This window comes from Thiomicrospira microaerophila (assembly GCF_023278225.1).
Classification (GTDB): domain Bacteria; phylum Pseudomonadota; class Gammaproteobacteria; order Thiomicrospirales; family Thiomicrospiraceae; genus Thiomicrospira; species Thiomicrospira microaerophila_A.
The window spans coordinates 366,847-382,315 of the sequence record NZ_CP070959.1; the positions used below are offsets into that span (position 1 = coordinate 366,847).

Sequence of the window (15,469 nt, forward strand, 5' to 3'; positions counted from 1 at the left end):
GAATGTGACTAAATTAACCTATATGAAAAAGACCATGTGGGTATTAACTGGTGTGGTCTTGGGCGCGATGCTTGTTGTGGGTACGAGTGTGATGGCTGATCGTCAAACACAAAGCCTGCAATCTTTGCCTATAGAGCAACTGCGAGCGTTTGTTGAGGTTTATGAGCGCATATCCAGCAGTTATGTAGAGCCAATTGAAGACAGCAAAATGCTTGAAAATGCAATTAGTGGCATGCTATCCAATTTGGATCCTCATTCAGCCTATTTGCCTCCTGAAAATTTTGAAAAGGTAGAAGAGCATACCCGTGGTGAGTTTGGCGGGTTGGGTATGGAGGTCGGTACTGAAGATGGGTTTGTAAAAGTCATTGCCCCGATTGATGATACGCCTGCGCAGCGTGCTGGGGTTCAGGCGGGTGATTTGATTATTCGCCTAGATGATAAATCGGTTAAGGGTATGAGTTTAACCGACGCGGTCAAGCTAATGCGTGGTGAACCGGGAAGTACGATTAAGCTGACCATTATGCGTCAAGGGCAGCGCGAACCGATTGAGTTGGAACTAACGCGAGCGGTTATTAAAGTTAAAAGTGTGCGTCAACGCATGTTGGACAAGGATTTAGGTTATGTGCGTATAAGTCAGTTCCAAGTTCGTACAGGTCGAGATTTAGTGGATGCTATTCGCACGCTAGATAAGGAAAATGAGGGGCCGTTGAAAGGGCTTATATTAGACTTGCGCAACAACCCAGGGGGCGTTTTAAATGCTTCGGTTGATGTTAGTAATGTATTTTTAGATGAGGGTCTCATTGTCTATACTGAAGGTCGAATTGACAGTGCTAAGATGCGTTTTGAAGCTAAACGGGGTGATCTGTTACAGGGGCGGCCATTAATTATTCTAGTTAATGAAGGTTCTGCATCGGCTTCTGAGATTGTAGCCGGTGCGCTTCAAGATCATGGTCGTGCATTGGTGGTGGGACGTACAACCTTTGGCAAGGGATCGGTGCAAACTTTGTTACCTTTAAATAATGGTGCAGCGATTAAGTTAACCACCGCACTTTATTACACTCCGTCGGGTCGTTCTATCCAAGCTGAAGGTATTAAGCCTGATATTGTAATAGACCGTGTAAATGTTGAGCGTGTCGCAAACATTGGCTTGGGTTTAAGAACGGAAGCCACTCTGGAGAACCATTTGGGTAATGGTAAAAAAGACGAAGAGCAGGTTGATACTGAAGAAAAGGCAGACCTATTAGCTGAGGATTATGAATTGCATGAAGCACTCAATTTATTGAGAAGCATGGTCTTTATGAGTCGAGGACGTTAATTTATGGCTCGAGTGCTCGTGCCATTAGCGCAAGGCTGTGAAGAGTTAGAGGCTGTCACCATTATTGATTTGTTGGTAAGAGCCAAGGTTGATGTGGTGACGGCCAGCTTGGATGCCAATCGTTTAATTTGCTGCTCACGTGGTGTGGTGATTCAAGCTCAAATAGAGTTAGAGCAGGCTATAACACAAAATTATGATCTAGTGGTTTTACCGGGTGGATTGCCGGGGGCTGATTTTTTAGCTGAGGATTCGCGTGTTCTATCCTTATTGCGACGAACAGTTGAGCAGGGGCATTTAGTCGCAGCCATTTGTGCGGCGCCGAAGGTGCTTAAAAAGGCAGGCTTGCTCGATGGTTTAGATGCAACTAGTTATCCGGGTGTGCTTGATCAGTCGCCAGCAAAAGATATGCGCTATTCTAACCAGGCAGTGGTTGATGCCGGTTCAGTTGTTACATCTCGTGGGCCAGGAACCGCGATGGATTTTGCTTTGCACTTAATTGAGCGTTTGAAGGGGGTAGCGGTGCGTCAACAGGTTGAGTCTGCTCTGGTTCGCTAATCGTTTTTTTAGTTTTTTTGACTGATCTGATTTAATTCGGTTAGCGCATCAAAGCTTAGGTTCTCTGGCTTTTCCGGTTTGGCGAGTAGATAACCTTGGCCTTCGTCACATCCGAGATCGCGTAATATGATTAATTGATTAATCGTTTCGATACCTTCTGCGATTACTTTTAATCCTAAACTATGTCCCATAGTAATAATCGTTTTAACGATTGAGTAGGATTCAGCATTGTATTCTAGGTCTTTAATAAATCCTTGGTCAATTTTAATGCGGTCGACGTTCAGATGCTTAATGTAAGCTAATGAACTATAACCAGTTCCAAAATCATCTATCGCAATTTCTAAGCCTTTTTCCTGCAAGGCCTGCAGGGCTTTATTGTCCTCGCTTAGGTGATCCATTAATAGGCTTTCAGTGATTTCAAGTTCCAGTTGATGGGGTGCAATCTGATAGTGCTGGAGCTGACGTTTGACATCGTCAACAAATCCTTCGCCGTTAAGTTGTGCACTAGAAACATTAATGGCCACACGCGGTATGGCGATGCAAGATTGTTTCCATTGGTTAAGTTGTTCAAGTGTGGCATTTAAAACATAACGGCCAATCGATTGGATGAGCCCAAATCGTTCCGCCAAAGGAATAAATTCAGCTGGAGAAATAAAACGGTTTTCAGATTGCCACCGAATGAGTGTTTCCGCCCCGGATACCTCAAGAGTGTTAAGTTGGTATTGCAGTTGGTAAACCATGTAAAACTCTTGTTTTTCAAGTGCGCGATGTAACTGAATTTCCATGTCATAGAGATAATGGATTTGTTCATTCATGTCATCGGAGAATAAACAATAGCGGTTTTTGCCCTGCTCCTTCGCTTTGTACATGGCATAATCAGCATGGCGCATTAAGTCTTCGCGGCTTTGGCCGTCTCTTGGGTAGTGGGCGATACCAATGCTGCATCCCAGTGTTTTAGAAGGGTTAATGCCTTGGTAGAGCTGATAAACGCCCTGAATCATTGCATTAGCAAGCGTAGCTATCGCGCGTTCGTCAAGGTTTCTGCATAACAGGGCGAACTCATCCCCACCCAGACGAGCAACTAGGTTCTGAGTTTGGTCAGGAATAAGTCTGGCTAATAACGTAGCGACTTGCGCTAGTACATGATCTCCTTCAGCATGGCCTTGGGTGTCATTGATCCATTTGAAGTTATCTAGGTCGACAAAAAATACACTAAAGACATATTGATCTTTAATCCAGGTTTGTAGTGTGTTTTGAAACAAGTGGCGGTTTGCTAAGCCGGTTACATTGTCGTAATTTGCTAGGTCTTCGAGTTCGTTCTGTGTCGCTTTAAAGTGGCTGATATCAGTTAAAAGAAAGCATAAGTGTTGATGATCAAGTCGAGGATCATTGTTTCTAAAAATATCAATTAAAAAATGAATATCTTCATCTTGCTGAAGAAGCACTTCTTGTCGAAAGTGATCTTGTTGACTGAGTTGGTTGAGTATTTTTGATGATTCAAACCCGTAAAATAGTTGTTCAAGTTGATGCCAAATCGATTTGTTTATCGAGGTTGGCTTATCTTTAATTAGGTTTTCAAAAGGCTGGTTAGTTTTAACAATAGTTCCTTGCTGGTTAGTAATCGCAAAGGCTTCGTGAATGTTATGAAGAATGCTGCTGTCGAGAACAAGTTCTTGAGTGCGCTCATTAACCTGTTGTGTCAGTTTTTGTTTAAACTCTTGTTGAATCCTATCGGCTTTTCTGAGTTTTAGAAAAGTGGTTCTTGCAGAAATAAGTAGCAATAATAGAACCAGTCCAAGAACACCGCTCCAGTAGTTTTTTATTTGTGTGATTAGGTGATTAACTTCCTGTTGCTGTCTGTTGATCTGTTGATGATAGTGACTTTTTAATTGTCGAAAAATACTCAGCGCCCCCTCTTGATGGGGCAGGGTGTCAAAAACCAACAGGCTACTAGCCAGTTCGTATTCTTCTTCAAATGCGAGTGTGACCACCTGAGACTGTTTACGGTAGTTTTGTTCGAACTCTGAGAGAAGGTTTTGCAGGTGGTTTTGTGTGATGGGCGAAGTGGCTTGCTGACCAAGTGAGTCAACAATCAAAATCATCGCACTCGCTTCCGCTGACAGTTGCATGTTAAATTGGTCTTTTTCAAAAATATCACGACTATTGACTAATCGGAAAAGTAAAACACTTCGATTGCGGGCGTGTTGATATAGGTTTTCGACCTGGTCCTTAAGTAGGGTCTTTTGCTCTAATTGCGTGATCGCTTGTTGCAGCTTGCGCTCAAGATGAGAGGCAAATAAACTGGCCACAATCATGATTAATATAATAATTAAATAGCTACCTAAAACCAGATAGTGTGATTTTTTTGCGTTTGTTTCCATTGAGTCGCTTTATGGCTAATAGTTTGAAAGGGTATTATCGCTATTTTTAAATGTTTTGTAAGATAAAATGTAATTGGGTTTTAAGCTGTGTTAAAAGGCGAAACAATGGGTATATTGATGGGTTTGAATTTTTGGAAAAAGGTGTTTCTTCGCTTTTGGCATCAGCGAGGAAGCGAGGCGGTGGCTATTTTAGCTTATACAACATTGATTGGTTTAGTTCCGATGCTAGCGGTGATGTTGAGCTTATTTTCTGCTTCTGAATGGTTTGAGCCTTTTCAGCATTTAGTGATGCAATTAGTGGTGGCGCATTTGATGCCTGAATCTCAGCCCGTTATTCAGAGTTATTTAACCTTGTTTGCTGAGCAAGCCAGCCGATTGACTACGCCTGGCCTGGTTGTCATGTTAGTCACGACTTTAATATTGCTGTGGACGATTGATCAGAAAATCAATGCAATGTGGAATGCAGATTATCAGCGACGTTGGTGGGTTAGTTTGCTTAATTATTTAGGTGTGAGTTTGCTAGGTCCTTTGTTATTGGGTTTGAGTCTGGTGGCAAGCAGTTATGTTCTCGCTTGGCCTTTGTTGCTAGGCGATATGACAGTGAGCCGGGGCGTGAACCAGTTGATGAGTAGTTTGCCCTTAATTTTTAGTGTTTTGGGTTTTATGCTGTTGTTTAAATTTGTACCTATGAGCCAGGTAAGCTGGAAGCAGGCCTGGTGGGTTGCTTTAATGGCGTCGATTAAGGTTGAATTGTTAAAAACCGGTTTTGCTTGGTATATTTCTGCCTTTCCAACCTATGATCTTGTTTATGGTGCTTTGGCGGCGGTGCCGGTGTTTTTGCTTTGGTTGTATTTAATGTGGTTTATATTAATTTGGAACGCCTGCGTTTTAGCCGAATGGACTTGTTCAGCAGGCGCTAAAAACTAGACTTTATTTTTCGCAGATTGAATTTCACGCGCAGCGGCTAATAGTGCCAAGCGAGCGACCACTCCGTAGGCATAGAAGCGATTAGGCTCTGCATCAGGATCTTGAGTTTGGTCGGGCAAAACTCCCGACTGTTGAAAAGACATGGGTTCAAAGTGCATTCCGGGGCTGTTCAGATTGTCGGTTGCGGTTTTCCCAGTGTGAATCCGATAGAAACCACCAATCACATGGTTGTGAATCATGTAAACTACCGGCTCAGCGACTGCTTCTTCCACCGTTTCAAAGGTATAAACACCTTCTTGAACTAGCATTTTATCAACACTTAATCCCTCTTTGGCTGACGTCATTTTATTGCGTTGTTTGCGGTTTAAGTTGAGCACGTCTTCTGCATTATAGACCGACATAATGGCCATGCCATAGGTTCCACTATCTGATTTAATAATCACAAAGGGTTTACAGTCAATGTCATGGGTATGGTAATAGTCGGCAGTTTTGGCGAGTACCTGATTGACCGTATTGGCCAAGCGGTCCAAACCGATATGGTTTTTAAAATCGATCTCTCCACATTGCACGGACTCAGGGGTAATTAACCAAGGATCAATCTCAACTAGTTCGGCAAAGCTTTGTGCGACATCTTTGTAATGATTAAAGTGTTGTGTTTTGTAACGTGTTGCCCAACCTAGTTCAAGAGGTGGAAGCAAAGTTTGTTCTATGCCTTCTAGAATTCCAGGCCGACCACCGCTGAGATCGTTATTCAAAAGTACGGCACAAGGGAAGAAATTATCTACGCCGACCCTTTCAGCTTGGCGTTTTAACGGCTTAAGCGTGATTGTTTTGCCTGATGGCAAGGCGATGTCGGTAGCCTGTGTAATATCCGCGTTAAGTGATCCAATGTGGACTTCATAGCCTGCGTTTTCAATAATCTCTTTAAGTGTGCACAGGTTTTCCAAATAGAACATATTGCGTGTATGGTTTTCAGGAATAATTAATACCCCATCGGTAACCGGGCAGGCTTGGGTAATCGCATTTTGAGTTGCTTGAACCGCAAGCGGTCTTAAGTCTGAGTGGAGGTTGTTAAATCCAGCCGGGAAAAGATTTGTGTCAACGGGAGCCAATTTATAGCCAGCATTTCTGAGATCAACCGAAGCATAAAAGGGTGCTGGCGTGTCACGGAATTGTTGGCGAAACCAAGCCTCAATCGCAACGCTGTGGTCGAGCAGGTGAGCTTCAAGTTCGAGTAGAGGGCCTTTTAAAGCCGTTTTTAGGTGTGGAACTTGATAGGAGTGAGGCATGGTTTCCATCTCTTTAAATGATTACTAAATCGATAAATTATAACAAAAACAAAATCAGTAATTTCTGACTTTTTTAGTAGGAAATTGGATTTTTATTGCTAAAGATCGCCCCAGCGCGCTTGCAGTAAACTGAGGATGACCGGGGCGGCGGTTTCGGTGCGCAGAATGCGTGGGCCGAGCCGTATGCCTTGTAAACCCTGTACTTGTGCCTGTTCGACTTCCTGTTCGGTCAAGCCGCCTTCGGGGCCGATGAGTAATGCGAGGCTTTGCGTTAGATTGGGCTTTTCGATTTCATTGAGGGTTTTTGTGCTGTAAGGATCCAGCACCAGGCCTGGTTGGTGTGGGTTTTCGTCAAACCAGTGTTCGAGGGTAATCAGCGGTTTGACTTCCGGCACGACACAGCGGCCGGATTGTTCACAGGCGCTAATCACAAGAGCTTGCCATTGTTGGCGGCGTTTTTCAGCCTTGTCTTCATCGAGTCGGACTTCGCAGCGCTCGGTAAACACCGGTTGAATCGCGCTGACACCCAATTCCACCGCTTTTTGCAAACTATAATCCATGCGTTCGCCGCGCGAAATGCCTTGCACTAACAAGGTGTTGAGCGGGGATTCGCAACCAGGCCTGGTGAGGGTGTCGCCCAACACCACCTGCGCATCACGCCGACCTATCACCTGCAGGCGAGCATCGGCTTGTTGGCCTTGGCCATCAAACACCTGAATTTGATGGCCATTTTTTAGCCGCAATACAGTCAGCGCATAGTGCGCTTGATCCTTGTCTAGCTCAATCACCAGGCCTGGTTGATAGTTCGCTGCTAAATAAAACCGTGGAATACGCATCGCTTGGCTCGATTAGATTGCAGATTTACAGCTGCATGTTGTCGTTGCGCCAGTTGAGATCGCGCACGATATCGAGCGTCGGCTGGGTTTTGTTCATGCTGTAGAAATGCAGGCCGGGCGCGCCGTTATCGAGCAAGCGCTGACAAAGGCGGGTGACATAGTCCTGACCAAAGGCACGCAAGCTGGCCGTGTCTTCATCAAAGCTTTCTAAACGACATTTCAACCAACGCGGCACTTCGGCGCCGCACATGGCGGAAAATCGAATCAACTGCTCGTAATTGGTAATCGGCATAATGCCCGGCACAATCGGCAGGTCGATGCCCGCTTTTTCGCAGCTATCAATAAAATAGAAATAGCTGTCGGCATTAAAGAAATACTGGGTAATCGCGGCATCGGCACCTTGATCGACCTTGTGTTTAAAGTGTTTAATCCCTTGATCGCAATTGCGTGCTTGCGGATGGGTTTCCGGGTAGGCGGCGACTTCCAGCGTGAACTGATCGCCGGTTTCTTGGCGAATAAAGGCAATCAGATCAGCCGCATATTTAAACTCACCCGGGTCCATCATGCCGGAGGGCATGTCACCGCGCAATGCGACAATGCGCTTAATGCCGAGGTCTTGATAGGTTTTTAGTAACGCACGAATACTGTCTTTGGTCGCGCCAATGCAGGTTAAATGCGGCACGGCATCAAAGCGGGTGTTTTGCTGAATGTGGGTGACGGTTTCAAGGGTTTTTTCTTGGGTGGTGCCACCTGCGCCGTAGGTGACGGAGATATACTCAGGGTTGAGCACACTTAACTCATCAATCACTTGGTTAAGCTTGTCACTGCCTTCCGCCGTGCGTGGCGGAAAACATTCTAGGCTAAAGCCTTGTGGGTATTTTTGTTGTGATTTCATGACTTGCGTCCTGTTTTGTATGTTGCACGCCAAGTGCTCTCACCTTATGCCCCGACTCCTTCGGCTTTTTTCTGCGAAAAAAGAGGCGTCGCTGGAGCATAAGGTTACGCACTGCTGGGTTTAATGTCGACTATAAACCGGCGTCAGCGCGAAGGGCGGCGGCTTTATCGGTTTTTTCCCAGGTGAACTCAGGCAGTTCACGACCAAAGTGGCCGTACGCGGCGGTTTTTTGGTAAATCGGGCGATAAAGATCCAGCATCGCAATCAAGCCTTTCGGGCGCAGGTCAAAATGTTGACGTACCAACTGCTCGATTTTTTCGACCGCAATTTTTTCCGTGCCGAAGGTGTCGATGCTAATCGACGTCGGTTCGGCGACACCAATCGCATAAGACACTTGAATTTCGCACTTGTCCGCCAGGCCTGCTGCGACAATATTTTTCGCTACATAACGTCCGGCATAAGCGGCAGAACGATCCACTTTAGACGGGTCTTTGCCGGAGAAGGCGCCGCCACCGTGGCGCGCCATACCGCCATAGGTGTCCACAATGATTTTACGCCCAGTTAAACCGGCATCACCCACCGGGCCGCCAATCACAAAACGCCCGGTCGGGTTAATGTGATACTGGGTTTTAGCGTGCAACCATTCTGCCGGCAATGTCGGCTTGATAATCAGCTCCATCACTGCTTCACGCAACGCGGCATTTTCAATGTCAGGGCTATGTTGCGTCGAGAGCACCACCGCATCAATGGCTACCGGTTGGCCGTTTTCATAACGCAGGGTGACTTGGCTTTTCGCATCCGGGCGCAACCAGGGTAGTTCGCCGGATTTACGCACTTGCGCTTGGCGCTCCATTAAACGGTGGGCATAATAAATAGGTGCAGGCATCAACACATCGGTTTCATTCGAGGCATAACCAAACATGAGGCCTTGGTCACCGGCGCCTTGTTCGTGGTCGTCATACTCATCGACGCCCATGGCGATTTCAGCAGACTGTTTACCAATCGCGGTGAGTACCGCACAGGTGTCGCCGTCAAAACCCAGGTCAGCGCTGTCATAACCAATGTCCTTAACGACTTTGCGTACCAATTCTTCTTGATCAACCCAGGCGCTGGTGGTGATTTCACCACCGATCAACACCATGCCGGTTTTAACAAAGGTTTCGCAGGCGACGCGCGCGCGCGGGTCTTGTTGCATAATCGCATCCAACATGGCGTCAGAAATTTGGTCGGCAATTTTATCAGGATGGCCTTCAGAAACGGATTCAGATGTAAAAACAGTGGTAGTCATGTTTAACCTCGCAATTCAAAAAAACAAAAGTGAGGTACGGAAAGAGGCGGGAAAACTCCTCGCTTTAGCCGTACTTAGTAACGCGCCCGCAAGCTGATTATCAAATCGGCGCAATATGCTATTATGACACATTAGAATAATGAGTCAAATAGCAGCTTTGGTTGATAAAGTGGTAACCAGGCCTGGTGATCTGAGATTTGTGCAAAGTTATGAACGAATAGGTGTTTAAAATCTGTCGTTTTCGTTATTGCAACGTTTGGCAGAAGCTTAACAATGTTTTTTGTGCCTAGAATTGACTTTTTTATCCTTTTTTTGGGTATCCAGCCCCAGAAGAGGTGTTTGGAATAAATATCTTAGAATAGTGTTTAGAGTGAAAAGGAGTTTTTCATTATGGTGAGTTTAACTACCCCGGTTTGTGAATTTGGGCGTGATGCTGTTGATTTCGAATTATTAGGCGTTGATGGTCAATTATGGAATTTGGACAAAGCTAGGGGTGAGAAGGGGCTTTTAGTTGCTTTTATCTGTAATCACTGCCCCTATGTCAAAGCAATTCAAGATCGCTTAGTCCGTGATTGCCTAGCGCTCAAGGGATTAGGGGTTAACACTATTGCGATTATGTCGAACGACCCGAATGAATATCAAGAGGACTCGTTTGAAAATATGAAGCGGGTAGCTGAAAAATGGCGTTTTCCGTTTCCTTATGTAATCGATAACACCCAGCAGGTGGCTAAGGCTTATGGGGCTATTTGTACGCCAGATTTTTTTGGTTTTAATGCGGAGCTAAAGTTGCAGTATCGAGGTCGGCTTGATGCCTCACGAAAACAAGCAGCTGAGCCGGATGTTCGTAGAGATTTGTTTGAGGCGATGAAGCTGGTTGCCGAAACAGGGCAAGGGCCACTTGAGCAGATTCCGAGTATGGGTTGTTCAATTAAATGGCTTTAAAAATGCTTGGTAATTCTAGGCGCTAAATATTTTTGGCGCCTAGAAATTAGCATTAATCTCTAGCGTGTCGAAGCTTATTGGCTGCTTCGACTTCTTTGGTCTGAATAAAATAAACCAATTTTCTGCGATCATCTTCACTCAAGTTATCAAATTTTAATGACACAATATCGCTGTCACCACTGTTGGTGATTTTGACAATATGACAGCGGGCAATGATGGGTGCTTCTTGTTTTAATGGTACAAGTAGTACATCTATGACGTCATTTTGGGTGATTTTTTCATTGATGCTAAAACAAATTCCGCCCGCGCTGAGGTTTACCATGCGTTGAGGAATGCATTGGGTCAGCTTATCTTGATCGATGGTTTGCATAATAAATGAGATTTTATTATTAATCGCTGTTAAAGCATCGGCTAGAATGGTGCTTTTGGTGCCAATTTGGTCAACGAGATCGTTTATTTCTTTATCAAGCTCGACCAGGTTATGCATAAAGTATTTTTCTATGAATCCACTGTCTGCATGCGTCGGAAGAGGGGCGCTTTTAGCTTGCTCAGGACTTAAGATTCGGTAGCTGCAAGGTAGCATAACATCGAGGCGAAAAAAACTGCGTTGCTCTTGTGTCATAGTTTGTCACTTTAATTTAGAATATCTTATTAAAATTAAGGGCTTATGCCGTTCCTAATGTTTTTTTAGTATCTGATGCTTTAGTTTTTCCAGATGCCCCATAAAGATTAATATTGTTTTCATCGGGAGCGAGTTGTCTGAGCAGTTCGTTGTTCAGATGACTAAGACCGGAGATAATCATGCCATTTTTACGATTTAATTGAAAGCATTGATTGCTTAGGTTGATAATTATATTAATTATCTGATGTTGGTCAGAAGTTAAGTTCGATGTAGGAAGCTGTGAATATTCTATTAAGCTAATAGAGAATTGGTCTTGAAGTTTAGCAATTTTTTCATCTAGCTGATCGGCTATAGATTGTTTTTGTAAGAGGATTTCGTTAAGTTGTGGAATCTTGTTATGGTTAAGTAGCAGAGATTCTTGTTCAAGTAGACTTTTGAAGGTTTCCAAGTCAGTCATCAATTGTTCAAGCTGGAGGGAAAGCTCATTACGATTGATGACTGACATAGGGTACGAATCAATAAATTAGTGAATTATGCTCGAGCGAACAATAATTCAGTGGTGATAAGTTTATCCGCTACTCGACTAGCATCTACTTTGTAGCTACCATCGTCAATAGCACGTTTCAGCTCTGCAATTCTGGCTTCATTGGAAGACTGGGCAGAGGCTGCGCGTTTCTCAATTTCACGTATTTGAGCAGACAAGGATGTCAAGGTTACCTTGTCAGACGAAGGTTTGTTGCCATCGTTAATGCTATTATTTGGTGTCGCTTTTTCTGACGATTTTGCAGGCTCATGAGAGCGAGTGCTGGTCAGATTGTTATTTAAATTTTTGATATCCATGATTATAAACCCTCATTCTCAACGCTATTTTATCAGCATCTTTTGCAATTCTATAGACTTTAACGGCTAATATTGGAAAGCTTTAATTATTTTTTTATGTCTTATACGCTAGGTATATTGTCTTAATTTTTATAAGGTTTGTGCTGTCTAGGGTACAGATACTGTGTTGGGAGCAATAACTATGCCGGTGATAACAATATTAGAGTTTTTATTTCTGACCTCTACTTGCTCATGTTGCATCGCGTTGGACAAAGCAATCCCTGTGGTACGGATTTCAAGACCACTAACTTGAGTGATAATTGTAACTTCTTGTTTATCGATTACCCAATAGGGTGGGTCAAGCATGGTGAGGTTGATCACAGTGTTTGGTCGAATAGCGCGCTTAGCACGCGCGTGGACAACATTTTCGACCGACTCTAGCCATCCACGACGTACCTCGTTAATAGGCACTGCACGTAGTTCAACATCGCTTGGATTTATGATGGCTTGCCTTAGAATACCTTGTCTAGCTACCACGGCAGAGATTTTGCCATCAATTTCAGCGGTTACAAACACCCGCCATGCAGGATCCATACACTCTACTAGAACCGTTTGCCTGCCTGCTAACGTCTGGGTTGCTCGCTGGCTGAGTTGAAGCTTGCTTTGACACTGAGCCAGTGAAACGTGTGCAGAAAGCGGTCTGACATTAATTAGCGGATCGATGATTTGTTGGTCTAGGTTTTGCTTTAGGTAAAAATAAACCTGTTGGTGGATATCTTCAAGGGCGTGGTTGTTTGTTCCCCAGGCCTTTGACTGCAGAGTGAAGAAGGCCATTAGCATGCCAAAAAGTAAAACTTTCAAATTCTGTATAATAAAATTAAGTTTCATTAGCCAATTGCATTCTAATCACAAAGTTTGTTAATCGCCCCATTGTAATATAAGGTGACTTTAAGATGTCGAGTTTTCTTGAAAGTGTGGATAAACGCACGTCATTAGCCGGTATGAATCGTATGGAATTGTTGCTTTTCAATATTAAAGGCAAGCAACTATTTGGCATCAATGTTTTTAAGGTGAGAGAGGTGATTAGAACGCCTGATATTTCGCCAGTGCCTAAATCAGATCCTCGAGTTGTGGGGGTGTCTGATATTCGTGGGCACACTATGCCAATTATTGATTTGGCGATGGCGCTTGACTTAGAGCCATTTCCTAAAGAACGCTTGTCAGAAACCTTGACGATTGTCACGGAGTTTAATAGTTCGGTTCAAGGTTTTCTTGTTGAAGATGTTGATCGGATCATTCATCTGCGCTGGGAAGATATTCTTCCACCGCCGGATTCATTGATGCATGTTAACTACTTAACGGGTATTACACGTGCGCAAAATCAAATCGTTGAAATTGTCGATGTGGAGAAGGTACTGACTGAGGTGTCTGGAACGCCGGCTGCCATGTCCGATGATTTTGTTCAAGCCCATGCTGCCAAAGCGGAAGGTTTAAAGTATTTTATATTAGCTGCAGATGATTCAACTGTGGCGCGTTCACAGTTAAAAACCGCTTTTGAACAACTTAAAATTAAGCATGTCATTGTTAATAATGGGCGTAAGGCGTTGGAGTTGTTAAAAAAATGGGCTGATGAGGCGGATGAAGGCTTGGCTGAACCTGTTTCAAAAAGGGTGTTAATGGTGATATCCGATATTGAAATGCCTGAAATGGATGGCTATACCCTCACATCAAGTATTCGAAAAGATGATCGCTTAAAAGACTTGTATGTTATTTTAAATTCTTCTCTGAGCGGTGGTTTTAATGAAAAATTAACCGAAAAAGTGGGGGCGAATAAGTTTTTATCCAAATGGCATGCTGAAGAGTTGGCCAATGAGATTGTTAAGCGTATTGAGAGTGTTCAAAAATAATGAACTGGATTGATCGAGCATTTTATAAACCTCTGCTAGTCATCGCGATAGGTCTGTTAGGGGGCGCCAATGCTTGGGGTATTCAATGCCTTGAAGTTTCAGGAGTGGCTCTGGTACAAAATGACAATCGTGCTTTTGCTCGGCAAATGGCGATTCGAAATGCCCTAGAAGTGGCCAGTATGCAAACAAATCTCGAGGTGAGTACACGTGCCGATATGCAGGATTTTTCCCTGCAAAATCAATCTAGCCGCTTTATAAGCCGTAGCAAGGTCGAACGTTTTAACCTGATGGATGAGTTTCTCAACGAGCAAACAGGTGAATATGAAGTTGTGTTAAATGTCTGTTTGACTGAAGACCCCCAGGCTTGTGGTCATCTTGTGGGAGCGGGCTATCAAAATCGTGTAGTGGTTGCGCCGGTTGTGATCGAAAACAGTTATGAGGGGCGGGACATTGCCAATCTATTGCCAGGCTATCAGATGGAACTGTTCCGTCGTTTGAATATGGCCGGATATCAAAACCTTGAAATGATTGAGTATGCGCAGGGCTTGCAGCCGGGCATGATGGTTAGCCCTAACCTTACGCCTGAAGTTTTGACACCGATTCAGGATCAAACTGGGGGGCAATTTATGTTGCTTAGTGCAATACGATCTTTAGCTCAAGCCAGTGAGGGGCGTGAAACGCTAGATCGAGTCAGGCGTTTTTATGGTTATGACGCACGAAATAATCGACGTTACATCGAAGTTGAATGGTATCTGGTTGATCTAAACAAACAGCGTATCGTTCGACAGCACAAGGAAAGTGTTGAAATGCAAGGTGATCCGCGAGTAGGGCGCGATCGTCCATTTGGTACCCTAGCTTTTTTTAGAACGGCTACAGGTGAAGCGTTTAATCGGATACTCGATCAACAGGTTGAGCGAGTGATCCAGCATTTAGGTTGTGAGCGATTAGAAACACAGATTATTGATGTTAGAAATGGTGAATATGTGATGTTTTTGTCTGATCAATCGGGCATTCAACCTGGCGATCAATTGGCGGTTTACAGTCGAATGGGTAACCCGGTGCGTTTTCAAGGTCGCAACTTGGGTATGGATGAAAATCCGGCAGGTTTTATCGAAATTAGCCGCATTATGCCAAAATTTGCCGTAGGTCGGTTGGTTGCCGGTCAGGCAGAGATTCAAATAGGCGATAGTGTTCGCTCCTGGTAGGGCTTCTAGTTTTTCATTTCTTTTTTGTTTCTTTGGCATCTTGCTTGCTTTATCTGTAATTAAAGCGAGTTAAGAGGTTAAACAGCATGTCAAATTCAATATTCGGTATTCATGAAAGCGCATTGTTAGTTCGCAGAGATCGTGCGGAAGTCTTGGCTAATAATCTTGCTAATGCTGATACGCCTAACTTTAAAGCACGAGATATTGATTTTCGACAAGCTATTCATCAATTTTCATCTCAGTCGGATTCGCGTTTTAAACCTGATATGCATAGAACGAATGCAAGACATCTTGAAGGCTTTGCCGAACCCTCTACCAGCGATTTCTTGAAGTATCGTATGCCAACACAACCCTCTTTGGACGGCAATACTGTTGAGGCGCATATTGAAAAGGCAAAATTTGCCGAGAACGCGATGCAGTACCAGGCGACGCTTGAGTTTATAGATAGTCGCATTAAAAGCATAAGCGGCGCTCTCAAAGGAGAATAA

The 15,469-nt window shown here is 44.2% G+C and carries 16 protein-coding genes; 7 read left to right on the plus strand and 9 right to left on the minus strand.

Annotation, left to right across the window (positions count from 1 at the left end; translation table 11 throughout):
- Positions 1-34 precede the first annotated feature (34 nt).
- Together JX580_RS01755 and JX580_RS01760 are read left to right on the plus strand one after the other, a co-directional pair.
- A complete protein-coding gene (locus JX580_RS01755; protein WP_432758399.1) occupies positions 35-1,315 on the plus strand; it encodes a S41 family peptidase in 1,281 nt (426 codons plus the stop codon).
- A gap of 3 nt (positions 1,316-1,318) precedes the next feature.
- On the plus strand, positions 1,319-1,870 hold the full coding sequence (locus tag JX580_RS01760; protein ID WP_248851078.1) for a DJ-1 family glyoxalase III: 552 nt from the start codon (positions 1,319-1,321) through the stop codon (positions 1,868-1,870).
- Positions 1,871-1,878: 8 nt separating this feature from the next.
- Here the strand turns inward: JX580_RS01760 and JX580_RS01765 are convergent, their stop codons facing one another.
- Entirely contained in the window at positions 1,879-4,251 is a 2,373-nt protein-coding gene (locus JX580_RS01765) for a putative bifunctional diguanylate cyclase/phosphodiesterase (protein WP_248851079.1), read from the minus strand.
- A 105-nt stretch (positions 4,252-4,356) separates the two neighbouring features.
- Between JX580_RS01765 and JX580_RS01770 the strand changes: the two genes are divergently transcribed.
- Positions 4,357-5,178, plus strand: a complete 822-nt coding sequence (locus tag JX580_RS01770; RefSeq protein WP_248851080.1) for a YihY family inner membrane protein — start codon at positions 4,357-4,359, stop codon at positions 5,176-5,178.
- Here JX580_RS01770 and gshA read toward each other — a convergent pair.
- The 4 genes from gshA to metK form a co-directional block, all read right to left on the minus strand.
- Positions 5,175-6,467 carry a glutamate--cysteine ligase gene (gshA, locus tag JX580_RS01775; protein WP_248851081.1) on the minus strand — a complete coding sequence of 431 codons (1,293 nt, stop codon included), beginning with the start codon at positions 6,465-6,467 and terminating at the stop codon, positions 5,175-5,177. The genes JX580_RS01770 and gshA overlap by 4 nt on opposite strands.
- Positions 6,468-6,565: 98 nt before the next feature.
- Complete coding sequence (locus tag JX580_RS01780) at positions 6,566-7,303, minus strand: 16S rRNA (uracil(1498)-N(3))-methyltransferase (RefSeq protein WP_248851082.1); 738 nt, start codon at positions 7,301-7,303, stop codon at positions 6,566-6,568.
- A gap of 25 nt (positions 7,304-7,328) precedes the next feature.
- Positions 7,329-8,198, minus strand: coding sequence for a methylenetetrahydrofolate reductase [NAD(P)H] (gene metF, locus JX580_RS01785; RefSeq protein ID WP_248851083.1), 870 nt, complete (start codon positions 8,196-8,198; stop codon positions 7,329-7,331).
- A 130-nt stretch (positions 8,199-8,328) separates the two neighbouring features.
- Positions 8,329-9,486 (minus strand): methionine adenosyltransferase, encoded by a 1,158-nt coding sequence (gene metK, locus JX580_RS01790; RefSeq protein ID WP_248851084.1) that lies wholly within the window; start codon positions 9,484-9,486, stop codon positions 8,329-8,331.
- A gap of 390 nt (positions 9,487-9,876) precedes the next feature.
- On the opposite strand from metK, the gene JX580_RS01795 reads away from it, so the two are divergent.
- Positions 9,877-10,428: a thioredoxin family protein gene (locus tag JX580_RS01795; RefSeq protein WP_248851085.1), complete on the plus strand. Its 552-nt coding sequence runs from the start codon at positions 9,877-9,879 to the stop codon at positions 10,426-10,428.
- Between the two features lie 52 nt (positions 10,429-10,480).
- Here JX580_RS01795 and JX580_RS01800 read toward each other — a convergent pair whose 3' ends face one another.
- From JX580_RS01800 to flgA, 4 genes are all read right to left on the minus strand, one after another.
- A complete protein-coding gene (locus tag JX580_RS01800; RefSeq protein ID WP_248851086.1) occupies positions 10,481-11,050 on the minus strand; it encodes a PilZ domain-containing protein in 570 nt (189 codons plus the stop codon).
- A gap of 43 nt (positions 11,051-11,093) precedes the next feature.
- Positions 11,094-11,555: a flagellar export chaperone FlgN gene (gene flgN, locus JX580_RS01805; protein ID WP_248851087.1), complete on the minus strand. Its 462-nt coding sequence runs from the start codon at positions 11,553-11,555 to the stop codon at positions 11,094-11,096.
- Positions 11,556-11,581: 26 nt separating this feature from the next.
- Positions 11,582-11,890, minus strand: coding sequence for a flagellar biosynthesis anti-sigma factor FlgM (gene flgM, locus JX580_RS01810; protein WP_248851088.1), 309 nt, complete (start codon positions 11,888-11,890; stop codon positions 11,582-11,584).
- Positions 11,891-12,037: 147 nt separating this feature from the next.
- Positions 12,038-12,757 (minus strand): flagellar basal body P-ring formation chaperone FlgA, encoded by a 720-nt coding sequence (flgA, locus tag JX580_RS01815; RefSeq protein WP_248851089.1) that lies wholly within the window; start codon positions 12,755-12,757, stop codon positions 12,038-12,040.
- A gap of 65 nt (positions 12,758-12,822) precedes the next feature.
- On the opposite strand from flgA, the gene JX580_RS01820 reads away from it, so the two are divergent.
- The 3 genes from JX580_RS01820 (at position 12,823) to flgB (ending at position 15,469) form a co-directional block, all read left to right on the plus strand.
- Positions 12,823-13,776, plus strand: a complete 954-nt coding sequence (locus tag JX580_RS01820) for a chemotaxis protein (RefSeq protein WP_248851090.1) — start codon at positions 12,823-12,825, stop codon at positions 13,774-13,776.
- Positions 13,776-14,981, plus strand: a complete 1,206-nt coding sequence (locus JX580_RS01825; protein ID WP_248851091.1) for a hypothetical protein — start codon at positions 13,776-13,778, stop codon at positions 14,979-14,981. Before JX580_RS01820 ends, JX580_RS01825 begins: the two co-directional genes overlap by 1 nt.
- An 86-nt stretch (positions 14,982-15,067) precedes the next feature.
- Positions 15,068-15,469: a flagellar basal body rod protein FlgB gene (gene flgB, locus JX580_RS01830; protein WP_248851092.1), complete on the plus strand. Its 402-nt coding sequence runs from the start codon at positions 15,068-15,070 to the stop codon at positions 15,467-15,469.

Excerpts from the sequence above, each read along its gene's own strand:
- flgA (WP_248851089.1), bottom strand. The coding sequence starts at position 12,757 with ATGAAACTTAATTTTATTATACAGAATTTGAAAGTTTTACTTTTTGGC.
- metK (WP_248851084.1), bottom strand. The coding sequence starts at position 9,486 with ATGACTACCACTGTTTTTACATCTGAATCCGTTTCTGAAGGCCATCCT.
- JX580_RS01780 (WP_248851082.1), bottom strand. The coding sequence starts at position 7,303 with ATGCGTATTCCACGGTTTTATTTAGCAGCGAACTATCAACCAGGCCTG.
- JX580_RS01795 (WP_248851085.1), top strand. The coding sequence starts at position 9,877 with ATGGTGAGTTTAACTACCCCGGTTTGTGAATTTGGGCGTGATGCTGTT.
- JX580_RS01825 (WP_248851091.1), top strand. The coding sequence starts at position 13,776 with ATGAACTGGATTGATCGAGCATTTTATAAACCTCTGCTAGTCATCGCG.
- JX580_RS01800 (WP_248851086.1), bottom strand. The coding sequence starts at position 11,050 with ATGACACAAGAGCAACGCAGTTTTTTTCGCCTCGATGTTATGCTACCT.
- JX580_RS01765 (WP_248851079.1), bottom strand. The coding sequence starts at position 4,251 with ATGGAAACAAACGCAAAAAAATCACACTATCTGGTTTTAGGTAGCTAT.
- flgN (WP_248851087.1), bottom strand. The coding sequence starts at position 11,555 with ATGTCAGTCATCAATCGTAATGAGCTTTCCCTCCAGCTTGAACAATTG.
- gshA (WP_248851081.1), bottom strand. The coding sequence starts at position 6,467 with ATGCCTCACTCCTATCAAGTTCCACACCTAAAAACGGCTTTAAAAGGC.
- flgM (WP_248851088.1), bottom strand. The coding sequence starts at position 11,890 with ATGGATATCAAAAATTTAAATAACAATCTGACCAGCACTCGCTCTCAT.
- metF (WP_248851083.1), bottom strand. The coding sequence starts at position 8,198 with ATGAAATCACAACAAAAATACCCACAAGGCTTTAGCCTAGAATGTTTT.
- flgB (WP_248851092.1), top strand. The coding sequence starts at position 15,068 with ATGTCAAATTCAATATTCGGTATTCATGAAAGCGCATTGTTAGTTCGC.
- JX580_RS01755 (WP_432758399.1), top strand. The coding sequence starts at position 35 with ATGTGGGTATTAACTGGTGTGGTCTTGGGCGCGATGCTTGTTGTGGGT.
- JX580_RS01770 (WP_248851080.1), top strand. The coding sequence starts at position 4,357 with ATGGGTATATTGATGGGTTTGAATTTTTGGAAAAAGGTGTTTCTTCGC.
- JX580_RS01820 (WP_248851090.1), top strand. The coding sequence starts at position 12,823 with ATGTCGAGTTTTCTTGAAAGTGTGGATAAACGCACGTCATTAGCCGGT.
- JX580_RS01760 (WP_248851078.1), top strand. The coding sequence starts at position 1,319 with ATGGCTCGAGTGCTCGTGCCATTAGCGCAAGGCTGTGAAGAGTTAGAG.